The sequence below is a fragment of the Xenorhabdus budapestensis genome, from assembly GCF_002632465.1.
Taxonomy (GTDB): domain Bacteria; phylum Pseudomonadota; class Gammaproteobacteria; order Enterobacterales; family Enterobacteriaceae; genus Xenorhabdus; species Xenorhabdus budapestensis.
This window is the reverse complement of sequence record NZ_NIBS01000018.1, coordinates 36,723-52,851: the sequence shown is the minus strand read 5'-3', so window position 1 is coordinate 52,851 and position 16,129 is coordinate 36,723. Positions and strand designations below refer to the sequence as shown.

Annotated in this window: 9 protein-coding genes and 1 pseudogene; 5 read left to right on the top strand and 5 right to left on the bottom strand. The window is 42.0% G+C overall.

Annotated features, from left to right (window positions below; genetic code table 11):
• Positions 1–132 precede the first annotated feature (132 nt).
• The 4 genes and pseudogenes from ycaO to pflA all read left to right on the top strand — a co-directional run bounded on the left by ycaO (position 133) and on the right by pflA (position 6,114).
• On the top strand, positions 133–1,902 hold the full coding sequence (gene ycaO / locus Xbud_RS14530; protein ID WP_099136727.1) for a 30S ribosomal protein S12 methylthiotransferase accessory factor YcaO: 1,770 nt from the start codon (positions 133–135) through the stop codon (positions 1,900–1,902).
• A 326-nt stretch (positions 1,903–2,228) separates the two neighbouring features.
• A pseudogene (locus tag Xbud_RS14525) lies at positions 2,229–2,895 on the top strand (formate/nitrite transporter family protein).
• Between the two features lie 57 nt (positions 2,896–2,952).
• On the top strand, positions 2,953–5,235 hold the full coding sequence (pflB, locus tag Xbud_RS14520; RefSeq protein ID WP_099136726.1) for a formate C-acetyltransferase: 2,283 nt from the start codon (positions 2,953–2,955) through the stop codon (positions 5,233–5,235).
• A gap of 138 nt (positions 5,236–5,373) precedes the next feature.
• On the top strand, positions 5,374–6,114 hold the full coding sequence (gene pflA, locus Xbud_RS14515) for a pyruvate formate lyase 1-activating protein (protein ID WP_099136725.1): 741 nt from the start codon (positions 5,374–5,376) through the stop codon (positions 6,112–6,114).
• A gap of 696 nt (positions 6,115–6,810) precedes the next feature.
• Here the strand turns inward: pflA and serS are convergent.
• The 5 genes from serS to lrp all read right to left on the bottom strand — a co-directional run bounded on the left by serS (position 6,811) and on the right by lrp (position 14,459).
• The gene (gene serS / locus Xbud_RS14510; protein ID WP_099136724.1) at positions 6,811–8,100 is read right to left on the bottom strand and encodes a serine--tRNA ligase; all 1,290 of its coding nucleotides are present in this window, start codon (positions 8,098–8,100) and stop codon (positions 6,811–6,813) included.
• Between the two features lie 162 nt (positions 8,101–8,262).
• Positions 8,263–9,606 carry a replication-associated recombination protein A gene (locus Xbud_RS14505; protein WP_099136723.1) on the bottom strand — a complete coding sequence of 448 codons (1,344 nt, stop codon included), beginning with the start codon at positions 9,604–9,606 and terminating at the stop codon, positions 8,263–8,265.
• A 7-nt stretch (positions 9,607–9,613) separates the two neighbouring features.
• The gene (gene lolA / locus Xbud_RS14500) at positions 9,614–10,225 is read right to left on the bottom strand and encodes an outer membrane lipoprotein periplasmic chaperone LolA (RefSeq protein WP_099136722.1); all 612 of its coding nucleotides are present in this window, start codon (positions 10,223–10,225) and stop codon (positions 9,614–9,616) included.
• 66 nt (positions 10,226–10,291) lie between these two features.
• Positions 10,292–13,825 (bottom strand): DNA translocase FtsK 4TM domain-containing protein, encoded by a 3,534-nt coding sequence (locus tag Xbud_RS14495; protein WP_099136721.1) that lies wholly within the window; start codon positions 13,823–13,825, stop codon positions 10,292–10,294.
• A 139-nt stretch (positions 13,826–13,964) separates the two neighbouring features.
• Complete coding sequence (gene lrp, locus Xbud_RS14490; RefSeq protein ID WP_004256338.1) at positions 13,965–14,459, bottom strand: leucine-responsive transcriptional regulator Lrp; 495 nt, start codon at positions 14,457–14,459, stop codon at positions 13,965–13,967.
• A gap of 635 nt (positions 14,460–15,094) precedes the next feature.
• Between lrp and trxB the strand changes: the two genes are divergently transcribed.
• Positions 15,095–16,054 carry a thioredoxin-disulfide reductase gene (trxB, locus tag Xbud_RS14485; RefSeq protein WP_099136720.1) on the top strand — a complete coding sequence of 320 codons (960 nt, stop codon included), beginning with the start codon at positions 15,095–15,097 and terminating at the stop codon, positions 16,052–16,054.
• Positions 16,055–16,129: the final 75 nt, after the last annotated feature.

The following is a 16,129-nucleotide window of genomic DNA, read 5'->3' as shown; positions in this document are numbered from 1 at the left end:
AAAAAAGCTATTCTAGTATGTATAAGAGAAATAAATAAACTCCAATTAACAATAATTTTTGGAATTAAATAGAGGAGACAAAAAAAACTTCGTATGATATGCAATTCTTAACAGAAATCGAAGTGAATAACGATGACGCAAACCTATATCCCAGGCAAAGATGCCGCACTAGAAGATTCAATTAATAAATTCCAGCATAAACTGAACTCTCTTGGCTTTAATATTGAAGAAGCCTCATGGCTAAATCCTGTTCCGAATGTTTGGTCAGTGCACATCCGCGATCGCGATTGTCCATTGTGTTTTACTAACGGCAAGGGAGCCAGTAAAAAAGCAGCGTTAGCCTCTGCGTTAGGTGAATACTTTGAGCGTCTATCAACAAATTATTTTTTCGCTGATTTTTATCTTGGGAATACGATTGCCAAAAGCGAATTCGTTCATTATCCAAACGAAAAGTGGTTCCCTCTGCCAGAAGATGATTCCTTGCCAGAAGGTATTCTGGACGAACGTTTACACCGTTTTTACAATCCTGCCAACGAACTTTGTGGCAGTCAGTTGATTGATTTGCAATCCGGTAATAAAGAGCGTGGTATCTGCACACTACCATTCACTCGTCAATCCGATAATGAAACCGTTTATATTCCAATGAATATCGTTGGGAATTTGTATGTTTCAAACGGTATGTCAGCGGGTAATACCGTAAATGAAGCTCGTGTTCAGGGGCTATCCGAAGTATTCGAGCGCTATGTGAAAAACCGCATTATTGCAGAATGCATTAGTTTGCCTGAAATTCCACAAACTGTGATGGAGCGCTACCCTGGTGTTGTTGCATCAGTCAATAAATTGCAGGAAGAAGGTTTCCCACTCTATTGCTATGATGCTTCTCTGGGCGGTCAATTCCCGGTGATCTGCGTTGTACTGTTCAACCCCAACAACGGCACATGTTTTGCCTCTTTCGGCGCTCACCCTGATTTCGGTGTTGCGTTAGAACGTACCGTGACAGAACTTTTACAAGGCCGCAGTCTGAAAGATCTTGATGTCTTTACACCACCAAGTTTCGATGATGAAGAGGTTTCTGAACACACAAATCTGGAAACTCACTTTATTGATTCAAGCGGCGCAATTAGTTGGGATCTGTTCAAACAAAATGCTGATTATGAATTTGCTGATTGGGATTTCAGCGGTACAACAGAAGTAGAATTCGCAACTTTGATGGGCATTTTCAATTCGCTGGATGCAGAAGTTTATATTACTGATTATGAGCATCTTGGTGTTTATGCCTGCCGTATTCTGATACCAAGTATGTCAGATATTTACCCAGTTGAAGATCTGTACATTGCCAATAATACGATGGGAACTCACCTGCGTGAAACCATTCTGGCCTTGCCGGATAGCCAGTGGCAACCGGAAGAATACCTTGCCTTCCTTGAACAAATAGACGAAGAAGGGCTGGATGATTTTACCCGCGTTCGTGAATTATTAGGAATTGCAGCGGGTAAAGATAACGGCTGGAGCAACTTGCGCATTGGTGAGCTGAAATCTATGCTGGCACTGGCAGGTAATGATCTGGAGCAGGCTCTGATATGGGTTGAATGGACACAAGATTTCAATTCTTCTGTCTTCACAGCAGAAAGAGCAAATTATTATCGCTGCCTGCATACCCTGCTATTGCTTACCCAAGAAGAAGATCGTGATCCAGACCAATATCATCAGGCTTTTGTCAAAATGTACGGTCAGGAAGCGGTAGATGCTGCATCTTCAGCCATTAACGGTAAAAACTGTTTCTACAGATTATGGTCTGTCGATTCAGAATTAAAAGCATTACCAGCCCATCAGGCGTTATTAAATACTTATGAAAAATTACAAAAAGCCAAACGGGATTTTTGGATAAATAAACAGGGATAAATAATCTGTTAAATTAAAGTGATTTTTTGGCAAAAGTAAAACTCAGGTTAAATTACATTTATTTTCAAATAACAAATAAATGACAATTTAACCTGTTGTTTTACTTTTTCTATATTTTCCTTCAAATTCTTCATATAAAATATTTTTATAAACTTTAAAAAAAATTAATTTTTAAAAATCAATAAATTATACCCAAAAAAGACTATTTTCACAGCGATAACTCACCAGGCTTTCGATTTAACATGATCCATATCAAATTCAGGTCAATGCCCGTTTGTTACTATCATCACGTGCTATAATTAACTAAGGATAAAGAGAGTGTTAGTATGAAAACTGACAACCCTTTTAATTTATATCCACCTGCTGTAATGGCACAAATCGCAGATGATAGTGGTATATATAAAATCAATAAACATTCCGCAGTGACTTATTTATCAGCAATCATGGCTGGTGTATTTATTTCCATTGCTTTCGTCTTTTATATTACGGCTATAACAGCAACTTTTTCTATTCCTTACTGTTTGGCTAAATTGACCGATGGTATCTGTTTCTCCCTGGACTTAATGTTAGTAATAATATTTGGTGTCGATCTCTTCACTTCCACAGTATTGACTATTGTTTCAAAAGCAACAGGCCAATATGCCGTCGCCAATGGTTTCTGGGGCCTGAACGTATTACAGGTCGCCGATCATAAAATGCACCATACTTTTATTGAGGCACTGTGCTTAGGCATTTTAGCTAATCTGATGGTATGCCTTGCTGTCTGGATGAGTTATGCAGGCCGCAGCCTTATTGATAAATTATTTGCATTAATTCTGCCAATTAGCATGTTCGTCGCAAGTGGCTTTGAACACAGCATTGCTAACATGTTTCTGATCTCCTTTGGGATTGTTATTAAAGAATTCGCTCCCAGTTACGATTGGTAACATCATTGGTGGTTCGATATTGGTTGCGTTAACTTATTGGTTTATTTATTTACGTGGTAACCGCTGACATTAATTTGCTTCCACACCCAATTTCCAAATTCTACTGTTAAAAGGTAAAAGTATCATGTCCGAGTTAAATGAAAAATTCTCTGTAGCGTGGCGAGGCCTTAACGGAGGTAGCTGGCAGAATGAAGTCAATGTTCGTGACTTCATTCAGAAAAACTACACTCCATATGAAGGTGATGAATCATTTCTTGCGGGCGCCACAAAAGCGACGGATATTTTGTGGGAAAAAGTCATGGAAGGTATCAAAATCGAAAACTGCACCCATGCTCCGGTTGATTTGGATACTAACGTTGCGTCTACAATTATTTCTCATGATGCTGGTTATATTGAAAAAGATCTGGAACAAATCGTTGGTCTGCAAACTGAAGCGCCACTGAAACGTGCCATTATTCCATTTGGTGGGATTAAAATGGTTGAAGGCTCTTGCAAAGCATACAACCGAGAGCTGGATCCGAAACTGAAACAAATTTTTACTGAGTATCGTAAAACCCACAATCAGGGGGTATTCGATGTTTATACTCCTGATATTCTGAAATGCCGTAAATCCGGTGTACTAACTGGTTTGCCTGATGCTTATGGTCGTGGTCGTATTATCGGTGATTATCGGCGTGTTGCACTATACGGTATTGATTTCCTACGTGATGAAAAGTATGCACAATTCACCTCATTACAGGAAAAACTGGAAAATGGCGAAAACCTTGAAGCAACTATTCGCCTGCGTGAAGAGATTTCAGAACAGCACCATGCTCTTGGTCAAATCAAAGAAATGGCTGCTAAATATGGCTACGATATTTCTGGCCCGGCAACCACAGCCAGGGAAGCTGTACAGTGGACTTATTTTGCCTATCTGGCTGCTGTGAAATCTCAAAATGGTGCTGCAATGTCCTTCGGTCGTGTATCCAGCTTTCTGGATATCTACATTGAGCGTGACCTGCAAACAAGCAAATTGACTGAACAAGAAGCGCAAGAGCTGATCGACCATCTGGTGATGAAACTGCGTATGGTTCGTTTCCTGCGTACTCCTGAATACGATGAGTTGTTCTCCGGTGACCCGATTTGGGCTACTGAATCAATAGCCGGTATGGGGCTTGATGGTCGCACCCTTGTTACCAGAAACAGTTTCCGTTTCCTGAATACGCTGTACACAATGGGACCATCTCCGGAGCCTAACATGACCATTCTGTGGTCTGAAAAACTACCAGCCAACTTTAAAAAATACGCCGCAAAAGTGTCTATCGATACTTCATCCTTGCAGTATGAAAATGATGACCTGATGCGCACTGATTTCAACAGCGATGATTACGCCATTGCATGTTGCGTCAGCCCAATGGTTGTTGGTAAACAAATGCAGTTTTTCGGGGCCCGTGCAAATCTGGCGAAAACCATGTTGTATGCGATTAATGGTGGTATAGATGAAAAATTGAAAATGCAGGTTGGCCCAAAAGAAGAACCCATGAAAGATGACATTTTGGATTATAACAAAGTCATCAAACGCATGGATCACTTTATGGACTGGCTGGCAAAACAGTACGTCACAGCGCTAAATATCATCCACTACATGCATGATAAATACAGCTATGAAGCCTCCTTAATGGCACTGCATGACAGGGATGTTCACCGCACTATGGCATGTGGTATCGCAGGTTTGTCTGTAGCGGCTGACTCTCTATCCGCGATCAAATATGCAAAAGTATCACCAATCCGTGATGAGAATAGACTGGCGATTGATTTCAAAATCGAAGGTGAATATCCACAGTTTGGTAATAATGACACTCGTGTTGATGATATTGCCTGCGATTTGGTTGAACGTTTCATGAAGAAAATTCAGAAATTGCAGACCTATCGTAATGCAGTACCAACTCAGTCTGTGTTAACCATTACCTCTAACGTTGTTTATGGTAAAAAAACCGGTAACACACCTGATGGCCGTCGGGCAGGTGCCCCATTCGGGCCGGGCGCTAACCCAATGCACGGTCGTGATCAAAAAGGTGCGGTAGCTTCACTGACCTCGGTTGCCAAACTACCATTTGCTTACGCGAAGGATGGTATCTCTTATACCTTCTCCATCGTACCTAATGCTCTGGGCAAAAATGACGAAGCACGCAAAACGAATCTAGCAGCTCTGATGGATGGCTACTTCCATCATGAAACCCATATTGAAGGTGGTCAACATCTGAACGTTAACGTAATGAATCGTGAGATGTTAATGGATGCAATGAAAAATCCTGAAAAATATCCTCAGTTGACAATCCGTGTATCTGGCTATGCGGTACGCTTCAATTCCCTGACTAAAGAACAGCAACAAGATGTCATTACCCGTACATTTACGCAAACAATGTAAATATTTATTAGTAGCATCGTGTTACCTCAAAAATGCCATAGTTTTCTAATCGAGCAAAATGGCATACACTCCAAGGCCCCTGTACAACTCGGGCCTTTACTCTCTCAGCATCCAATCTGTTTTTGGAGAAACCCTTTCATGTCCGTACTTGGCCATATCCACTCTTTTGAATCTTGCGGAACCGTTGATGGCCCTGGTATCCGTTTTATCGCGTTTTTCCAAGGCTGCCTGATGCGTTGTCTTTATTGCCATAATCGCGATACATGGGATACGCACTGCGGCAAAACTGTAACTGTCGAAGAGCTTATCAAAGAAGCAACAACTTATCGTCATTTTATGAATGCTTCAGGCGGAGGAGTTACTGCTTCAGGTGGAGAAGCAATCCTTCAGGCTGAATTTGTCCGTGATTGGTTCAGAGCTTGCCATGCAGAAGGTATTCACACTTGTTTAGATACCAATGGTTTTGTCCGTCGCTATGAACCAGTCATTGATGAACTGCTGGATGATACCGATTTAGTGATGCTGGATCTAAAACAGCTTGACGATGATATTCACCGAGAACTGGTCGGTGTTTCCAATCACCGAACGCTCGAATTTGCCCGTTATCTGGCAAAACGCAATCAAAACACATGGATCCGCTATGTAGTTGTACCCGAATGGTCAGATGATGATAAATCTGTCCACATGCTGGGAGAATTCACCAAAGATATGAAGAATATCGAGAAAATTGAATTATTGCCTTATCATGAGCTTGGAAAGCATAAGTGGATTGCCATGGGTGAAGAATACAAGCTGGAGGGGGTAAAACCACCTTCTAATGAGACTATGGAGCGAGTGCAACGAATCTTGACTAGCTACGGGCATAATGTAATTTATTGAATCCAATATTCTTCCAACCTCCTCATAAGAAATAATCACAAATAGTAACTGGTTCAATAATAAATTGCAGCCAGTTCTGCGCTAAAAAATCATTTCCTGATAATATACTATTTAAAGTACAGAGTGATTTTATTTACTTCCTATAAAAAATAAATTAATTTTAGTTAGTGCAAAAGAAAAAATTAAATATAAGCGTAATTATTTGGTAATGTAGGAAAGAAATTGTGTATTAATCTCTTAATAATACCATCGATTACCCCTTGTTGATTAGCAAACTTCCTGAAATAATCCCTTCTACTTTACCCAAAAACTCTGTTCCGAGATGGATATATTTGGTAATTACTATTCAACCAGATAAAGCGAAAAAAAATGAATAATCAAGATATTAATTTCGATTCCGGGGAAAAAGCATATCCCTAACTAAAGAAAAAGAGGTATTCATTCGTGAAGGCCAGGCTGTTGGAGCAGGAACAGAATGGATCGGTAATGCATGGCAAATATTCAAAGTAAACCCAATGCAATGGATACTAATTTTTTTATAATATAGCAATATATTATTCTCCTTTTCACAGTGTTTTTTACACACAAGAAGTTAAGGAAGATGAAATAGTTATAACAAATCGAATCACAATCTTTACTTATAAAAAAATAAAAAAGCGCCAAATAATGGCGCTTTTTTATTAAATATACAAAGGATTAACCAATATATTCCAGCCCTTTCATATAAGGACGCAATACTTCTGGAACTTCAATACGGCCATCTGCCTGCTGATAGTTTTCCATTACAGCAACCAGTGTACGCCCTACAGCCAGGCCAGAGCCATTCAGTGTATGCACTAACTGGGTTTTCTTGTCATCTTTACTACGGAAACGAGCCTGCATACGACGAGCCTGAAAATCCCACATATTAGAGCAAGATGAGATTTCACGATAAGTATTCTGCGCAGGCAACCAAACTTCCAAATCGTAGGTTTTTCTTGCACTCGCACCCATATCTCCGGTACACAGTAACATCTTGCGATAAGGCAATTTCAGTAACTGCAATACTTTTTCTGCGTGCCCTATCAGCTCTTCCAATGCTTCCATGGATTTTTCAGGATGAACAATTTGAACCAGCTCAATTTTATCAAACTGGTGCATACGGATCAGACCACGAGTATCGCGACCATAAGAACCCGCTTCTGAGCGGAAGCAAGGTGTATGCGCTGTCATTCTCAGAGGAAGGTCACTCTCATCCAGAATTTCACCACGTACTAAATTAGTTACAGGCACTTCCGCAGTTGGGATCAGTGCATAGTTACTGCCGGAATCTTCTGCCAGCGCCTTAGTATGGAACAAATCTTCACCAAATTTAGGCAACTGGCCCGTACCGTACAGCGTGTCACGGTTAACCAGATAAGGCACATAAGTTTCCAGATAACCATGTTGTTCAGTATGCAGATCCAGCATAAACTGCGCCAATGCACGATGCAGGCGGGCAATTTGCCCTTTCATCACGACAAAACGCGCACCTGTTAATTTCACTGCGGCGGCGAAATCAAGGCCATCAGTTAACTCACCCAACGATACATGATCTTTCACTTCAAAATTATACTGACGCGGTTCACCCCAACGGCTGATTTCCACATTATCACTATCATCTTTTCCGTCAGGAGAAGAATCATCAGGAATATTCGGCATGCCTAATGCGAGATCACGGATCTCAGCCTGCAATGCTTCTAATTCAGCTTTTGCTGAATCTAGCTTTTCTCCCAATTGATTGACTTCCTGGCGCAATGGTTCAATATCTTCACCACGGGCTTTAGCTGCACCAATAGTCTTCGATCGGGAATTGCGTTCTGCTTGCAGGGTTTCAGTTTCAACTTGTAAAACTTTACGGCGCTCTTCTTGTTTACGCACCGTCTCCACATCAAGGGTATAACCCCTGCGAGCCAGTTTTTCGGCAACTGCGTCTAGCTCGTTACGCAGCATATTTGGATCGAGCATGCTATTCCTGTGCTTGTTGTTGTTAAGAAACTAGTTGTTGAGAAAATAATTGTTAAGAAAATAGTATTGAGAAAAAAGTTACTAAAGTAGTAGCAAAATCAGTTTTGATTAACCAATCTGATATAAATTCTTCGCCATATGAACCTTACCGTATCAATGACATTAGAGATAGCGTTTTATTGAGCTATTTTGGTCCTGCTCCATCAACCAGTTTAATTTCTCACCAATTTTACCTTCCAACCCTCTGCTGGTCGGGTGGTAATAACGAGTATTCTGCATCTCAGGTGGAAAATAAACTTCTCCCGCCGCATACGCATTGGGCTCATCATGGGCATAACGGTATTCTTCACCAAAACCCATTTCTTTCATCAATTTGGTTGGAGCATTACGCAGATGAGCAGGAACGTCATAATCCGGCTTTTCTTGTGCATCTGCCATAGCTGCTTTAAATGCCGTGTAAACAGCATTACTTTTGGGAGCACAGGCAAGATAAACAATTGCCTGAGCAATTGCCCGTTCTCCCTCTGCTGCTCCAACACGGGTAAAACAATCCCATGCAGCAATTGCTATCTGCATTCCACGCGGATCAGCATTACCTACATCTTCAGACGCTATTGCCAGTAAGCGGCGGGCAACATAAAGCGGATCTCCACCCGCGGTAATAATTCTGGCATACCAGTAAAGTGCAGCATCTGGTGAAGAACCACGGATTGATTTATGCAAAGCCGATATTAAGTCGTAATACCTATCACCTTGATTATCAAATCGCGCACTCCGCTCTCCGCTAACCTCTTTCAGTAACTCTGGGGTCAAGATATGTTGCCCTTGTACATTAACTTCCGCCATATCCGACATCATTTCCAACAAGTTCAATGAACGACGTGCATCCCCTGCAACCAACTCAGCTACCATCTGGCGAGTGCTGTCCGGCAACACGATATTTTGTCCACCAAGGCCATGCTCTTTATCATTTATGGCCTGAATAAGCACTTGTTCTATTTCTGCTGACGAAAGAGATTTCAATAAATAGACTCGCACCCGCGACAACAAGGCTGAATTTAGTTCAAAAGAGGGGTTTTCAGTCGTGGCACCAATGAATGTGATGGTGCCATCTTCAATGTGCGGCAGAAAGGCATCTTGCTGGCTTTTGTTAAATCGGTGAACTTCATCGACAAACAAAATTGTTCTGCGTCCTGCATTGCGGTTCTGTCGTGCTTTCTCTATAGATTCACGTATCTCTTTGATACCGGATGTAACGGCAGAAATACGTTCCATATCTGCTTGCGCATAATAGCCGATAATTTCAGCCAGCGTCGTTTTCCCCGTGCCCGGCGGCCCCCATAAAATCATGGAGTGAAGATGACCGGCACGGATCGCCCTTGGCAAAGGTTTCCCCTCTGCCAATAGATGTTGCTGCCCAATATAACGATCCAGCGTAACTGGCCGCATTCTTGCTGCCAGTGGCTGAAACTCATTCTGTGAAAAATCGAGTGAAAGATTGTTCACTTAAACCTCACTGGCGTTGATCATCCAGCGTAACACCTTCTGGTAAAGTGAATTTGAACTTTGACGCATCTACGCTGGTATTTTGCTGCCCTTTCAACTGATATGCGCTTTTCTGACCGTCTTGTTCAACAGCCGTCAATTTCTGAATAGTGCCATCAGGTGTTACTGTGATTGAAAAATGTTTCAGATTTCCATTGGCACTATTAGGCGTCAACTCAAAATTATTACCACTTTGTGTCACTCTGTATTGTTTCCAATCCGTGGGATCATTACGAGCAATCAACATAAACGGTGTATTGCCCGTAGCATCTTTCAGCCAATTAGCTGTTACTTGCTCGACAAAAGGATTGTAGAACCACAACGTTTTGCCATCAGAAATCAAAGTACTTTCATCAGGCGATGTCATATGCCAATTAAACAAATTGGGACGTTTAACCCAGAGTTGCCCTTCACCATTTTGGATCGTTGAACCGTCACTGCTGGTAACAGTCTGGGTAAAGTTCGCGTGAAAACTATTTACCTTACTCAATCGACCCTGCAAATCTTGCGCGGCATCAGCCCATGCAGAACTCACGCTTATTCCCATCATCAGACAACCAATCAACATCAGTTTTTTCATGTGTGAATACCTTCAATTCATATATTATCGGCATCACAATAGCCGATGCCGCATTTAAAATGATGCTCAGTGTTCATGTGGCGGAGGTGCTAAAACTTCTCGATTGCCATTATGACCAGGCGTACTGACAATTTGCTGAGCTTCCATCTGTTCTACAATTCGAGCGGCCCGGTTATAACCAATGCGGAATTGACGTTGTACCCCAGAGATAGATACCCGGCGTTTTTCAATCACAAATTCAACTGCCTGATCAAACAGAGGATCCAGCTCTCCATCACTATCCAATCCCAATCCTCCTTCGCCATCTTCACCCCCTTTAATAATATTATCAATGTATTGAGGGCGACCACGCGCTTTCCAGTCATTAACAACTTCATGGACTTCTTGGTCACGCACGAAAGCACCGTGGACACGTACAGGAATCGAAGAGTTTGGTGCTAAGTAGAGCATATCGCCCATACCAAGCAATGATTCCGCTCCTCCCTGATCAAGAATGGTACGGGAATCAATTTTACTGGAAACGGTGAATGCAATTCGCGTAGGAATATTAGCCTTAATCAACCCCGTAATAATATCAACAGAAGGACGCTGTGTAGCCAGTACCAAGTGGATACCCGCAGCTCGTGCTTTCTGTGCCAAACGCGCGATCAACTCTTCCACTTTTTTCCCGACTGTCATCATTAAATCGGCAAACTCATCGACCATAACAACAATATAGGGCTCTTTTTTCAGTACAGGATGTGTCACATCCATGCTATCACCGGGCTTCCAGAATGGATCCGGGATCGGACGGCCCATATTTTCAGCCTGTTTGATCTTATCGTTATAGCCCGCGATATTGCGCACACCTAAAGCTGACATCAGTTTATAACGGCGTTCCATTTCATTGACGCACCAACGCAATGCATTGGCTGCATCTTTCATATCAGTGACCACTTCCGTCAACAAATGCGGAATGCCTTCGTAAACAGATAGCTCAAGCATTTTCGGGTCGATCATGATAAAACGAACATCTTCTGGTTTCGCTTTATACAAAATACTGAGGACCATGGCATTGACGCCGACTGATTTTCCCGACCCCGTCGTCCCTGCAACCAACAAATGAGGCATTTTCCCTAAATCAGCAACAACAGGCTGACCAGCGATATCTTTTCCCAAAACAATAGTTAATGGGGACGGATTATCACGGAATTTTTCACAATCCAGCACTTCCCGTAAATAAACGGTCTGGCGTTTTTTATTCGGTAATTCCAGGCCCACATAAGGTTTTCCCGGGATCACTTCGACAATACGAACTGCCACAGCCGAAAGTGAACGTGCAAGATCACGAGATAAATTAGAGATACGGGAAGCTTTAACCCCAGGCGCTAAGTCCAATTCAAAACGTGTGATTACAGGACCTGGAGAGAACCCAACAACATCCGCTTTGACACGATAATCATTCAGACGAGCTTCAATTAAACGCGAAGTTTGTTCCAGTGCAAACATATCAACCGGTTCTTCTTCTGCTGGAGGTTCTGCCAAAAGATCTAAAGAAGGCATCGGTGTAGTCGGCTTAAGCAATGGTTGATCATTACGTACCAAAAATGGATGAAACAGGCTCGGTTGCTGCGGTTGCTGCGGTTGCTGCGGTTGCTGCGGTTGCTGCGGTTGCTGCGGTTGCTGCGGTTGCTGCGGTTGCTGCGGTTGCTGCGGTTGCTGCGGTTGCTGCGGTTGCTGCGGTTGCTGCGGTTGCTGCGCAAAATTATGCAGAGTTTCTGGCTGATGAGAAGTTTTTAAAACAGAAGAATCTGCTGCAACAGGAACAATATTTTTTTCCTGTTCTGGCTGAATAACCTCTTCCGATGGTATGGACTCTGAAGGCATAAATAATGGTTCTGCCGGCTTAGAAATTTCTACACTATTATTTTGTGAAAAATAATCAAACACAGACTTTTCATACTGCGGTGAAACAGCAGGCGGGATTTGATAACGTTCACGTTGCTGCTGTTCAAATGCTTTCCGCAACGTTTCTTCCTGCTCTGCATGCTCATCAATGCTGATAGGTGCTTTATCATCACTGTTCTCAACAGATTTTTCTACTGTTGTTTTGCCATGTGCAAGCTGCTTATAAATTGGTTGGTTAAAAATAGAGGTAAAATCTTCAGCATTTTCTTCTTTTACCTCTTTTTCCAAATCATAACCATAACGCTCACGCTGTTGCGCAATAAATTGCTCACGCAGCATATCTTGCTGCTGCTCATCCATTCTCTGTTCTTCAACTTCAGCATTGAGTTCGTCCTGCCTTTCTTTTTCTTTCCGCTGTAAATGCTCAGACAAGCGGTGAGAAGGGACTTTAATCCCATACAATTCACGGCGAGTCGGTATTCGTACCGGATTCGGCCTTGGCATTTCAGGGCCTATTCCCTGTTTCATCTGAGGATTTTTCACAACAGCAACAGAGCTAGTTACCGAACTCTGCAAATAAGTACTATTATCTGTACAATCATTTACATCATCCCCCAACTGGCGCTCATCAGGCAGCTCAAATGTATATCGGACAGGCTCTTGCTCCTGGCTATTTTCAATTTGTTCTGATCCAACAATCTGTCCAGTTCTAGCCTGCCCTAATTCCATTTGTACTGATACTGTTTCTGGAGCTACGGATATTTGTGGCTTAATCAGGGGAGATTTATTGTCTTGTTCCAGAGCAGATTGCATCTGTTCAAGTGAAATACTTTCATGCTCAGGAAAAACAATTGCAGGTGGAATCTCTTCCTCTGACTGTTCCATAACCGACTGTACTGAATCGGTATTCACCAACTCTGTCACTGTTGGAGCTGCCAGCAACACATCATATTCATCATCAGCAATGGCGTTTTGAATAACATGAGTTGCCTTAACAGGAGCTGCTTTAGACTCCCCTTGTTTAGAATGGTTTATATCATCAGGAAGCTCGGGAACAACTTCTTTTTCCAACTCATCATCATAATCAATTTGAGTGCGGCTACGATTAACCACAAAACTGAGCGAATCCAGAATGCACTCCCCAATTTTTTCTGCAATGATAAGCCAGGACCAGCCCGTAAATAATGTGAACCCGACAACCCACGTACCAAGCAGAGCTAAAGTTGCACCAAGGATATTAAACCACGGTAGGATCGCGTTACTGAACAAACTACCGATAACACCACCTGAAGCAAAATCATCGAAATCATCAATATTGAGTGCAGCCAAACCACATGAAGTTAAAATAAGAGCCAAGGAACCAATAATGCGTAATGTCAGTGTGAAGAAATCCACATACTCTTGCCTATCTTTCTGACGGAAAGCATTCCAACAACCCAAAAACATTAAGGGTGGGACTGCATAGGCAAGAATACCAAATGCTGAGAATAGTATGTCTGACAACCAGGCACCAATGCTGCCACCTAAATTATGAACAGGTTCATGCCAGGCAGTTTGTGACCAGCTAGGATCGGAAGGATGAAAACTGACAAGTGCTACCATTAAATATACGGCACATATGACAATAACCAACAGAACGGCTTCCAGAAGCCGACGGCTACTGCTTACTCTTTTTAACCTAACACGTTTGTCTTCTGTATATTCCTGGTTCAAGAAAGGCTCTCCAGGTTTTCCTGTTGATTAAACGGAACAACGCTGAGGATAGCTCAGCGTTGAAACTGTATGCATAAACAGGAGTGTACCTAAATTTTTCCTGTTTTGCATCTATACACTGTACATTGTAGACAAAAGCTTAACGAGTCTTAATTACCAAACGGTTACTCTGTTTCACTTCTTCCATTACTACATAAGTACGAGTATCGTTAACGCCCGGAAGACGTAATAAGGTCTCACCCAACAATTTACGGTACGCAGACATGTCTGGCACACGTGTTTTCAGTAAGTAGTCAAAATCCCCTGAAACCAAATGGCATTCTTGAATTTCTTCCAGTTTTTGTACGGCAGTATTGAACTGCTCAAAAACATCTGCCGCTCCACGGTTTAGGGTGATTTCAACGAACACCAGCAATGATGCATCCAGGTAATGGGGATTCAGCAAGGCGGTATAACCAGAAATAAAGCCTTGACGCTCTAAACGACGTACGCGTTCCAGACAAGGTGTAGGTGATAAACCTACCCGCTTGGATAATTCCACATTAGAAATACGGCCGTCTTTCTGCAATTCGTTAAGGATATTACGGTCTATGCGATCAAGATCTTTTCCTGGACGCTTCTTATTATCTATCATCTTATTGCTCTCTCTTTATATTCCTACACCCATAACATTTTCCCTATCTCTTTTAAGCAGTTGAGCTGGAAAAGATGTCTTCAAAGGCTAAAGCTCAATCTGTAATCAAAGTTTGGGCCTACACGTAATCTTCCAGAATACAATTTCCCAGAACTCGATTAACCAAAACACAACTTACTAGAGCACCGTCTTCCAGAATATTATCTCCCAAAACACTATGTCTCCCAGAAAGCAGCTTATCGGCAATTTTTAATATTCTATGAGAAAATCATCTACTCCAAATTGTCTATTCTATAGAAACAATTGATTAGCGAGGCAGATAATTATCTCTTACACAGATGTTTTCGCAAATGCATAGCCGATTGTCAAAGTAAATGAACAAAAATCAGAACAACCTACCAAACAAATTTTCGGTAAATCGTTTCAATAGCTCGTTTCATGTCTAAAACGAATAAATGATGTTCAATTCAAAAAGTTAAGCACTCACTCCTTACATTCCCATTACATCATAGTTACTATCTATCGGTAAAATCGTTAATAACATGAATATTTTATCTGATAATCGCTTTTTTTAACTTATTATTTCTCCTACAATCCCTGAATCTGCGATATGCAATAATGGAAATGAGGTATTCATGAGTACAGCCAAACACAGTAAACTCATCATTCTTGGCTCAGGTCCTGCTGGTTATACTGCTGCTGTTTATGCGGCCCGGGCTAATCTAAATCCCGTACTCATTACAGGGGTTGAGAAAGGCGGCCAATTGACCACCACGACTGAAGTTGAAAACTGGCCTGGCGACCCTGAAGGACTAACAGGCCCAGCTTTGATGGAACGTATGTTTCAGCACGCTGAAAAATTTCAGACAGAAATTATGACTGATCACATTCAGAAAGTTGATTTCTCAAAAAAACCATTCCACCTATATGGTGATGAACAGGAATATACCTGTGATGCCTTAATCATCGCAACAGGTGCTTCTGCACGTTATTTGGGGCTACCTTCCGAAGAAGAATTTAAAGGACGTGGTGTTTCTGCCTGTGCAACTTGTGATGGTTTCTTCTACCGTAAACAAAAAGTTGCTGTCGTAGGTGGCGGTAATACTGCTGTTGAAGAAGCATTATATTTAGCGAATATTGCGTCTGAAGTTCACCTGATCCACCGTCGTGATACTTTCCGTTCAGAAAAGATCTTGATTGACCGTTTGATGGATAAGGTTAAAAACGGCAATATTATTTTGCATACCGATCGCACTCTGGACGAAGTTTTGGGTGATGAAATGGGTGTAACAGGTATCCGTATTCGCGATACGAAAAGTGATAACACTAAAGAGCTGGATGTTGCAGGTGTTTTCATCGCCATCGGCCATAGCCCTAATACCGATATTTTTGCAGGACAGCTTGAACTGGAAAATGGGTACATCAAGGTTCAGTCCGGTCTGCATGGAAATGCCACCGAGACATCTGTTCCCGGTATATTTGCCGCAGGTGATGTCATGGATCATGTTTATCGACAAGCTATCACTTCAGCCGGCACGGGCTGTATGGCTGCGCTGGATGCCGAACGTTTTCTGGACGGATTGGCAACCAAATAAGATTATCTTTTTCTAAAAGCGCTATTTCGATAGCGCTTTCTAACAGGTAACATTTTTTTGTAGGCAACATAGTAC

Bases quoted from the DNA above. Each gene is read 5' to 3' on its own strand.
- serS (WP_099136724.1), bottom strand. From the start codon at position 8,100: ATGCTCGATCCAAATATGCTGCGTAACGAGCTAGACGCAGTTGCCGAA.
- pflA (WP_099136725.1), top strand. From the start codon at position 5,374: ATGTCCGTACTTGGCCATATCCACTCTTTTGAATCTTGCGGAACCGTT.
- lolA (WP_099136722.1), bottom strand. From the start codon at position 10,225: ATGAAAAAACTGATGTTGATTGGTTGTCTGATGATGGGAATAAGCGTG.
- pflB (WP_099136726.1), top strand. From the start codon at position 2,953: ATGTCCGAGTTAAATGAAAAATTCTCTGTAGCGTGGCGAGGCCTTAAC.
- lrp (WP_004256338.1), bottom strand. From the start codon at position 14,459: ATGATAGATAATAAGAAGCGTCCAGGAAAAGATCTTGATCGCATAGAC.
- trxB (WP_099136720.1), top strand. From the start codon at position 15,095: ATGAGTACAGCCAAACACAGTAAACTCATCATTCTTGGCTCAGGTCCT.
- ycaO (WP_099136727.1), top strand. From the start codon at position 133: ATGACGCAAACCTATATCCCAGGCAAAGATGCCGCACTAGAAGATTCA.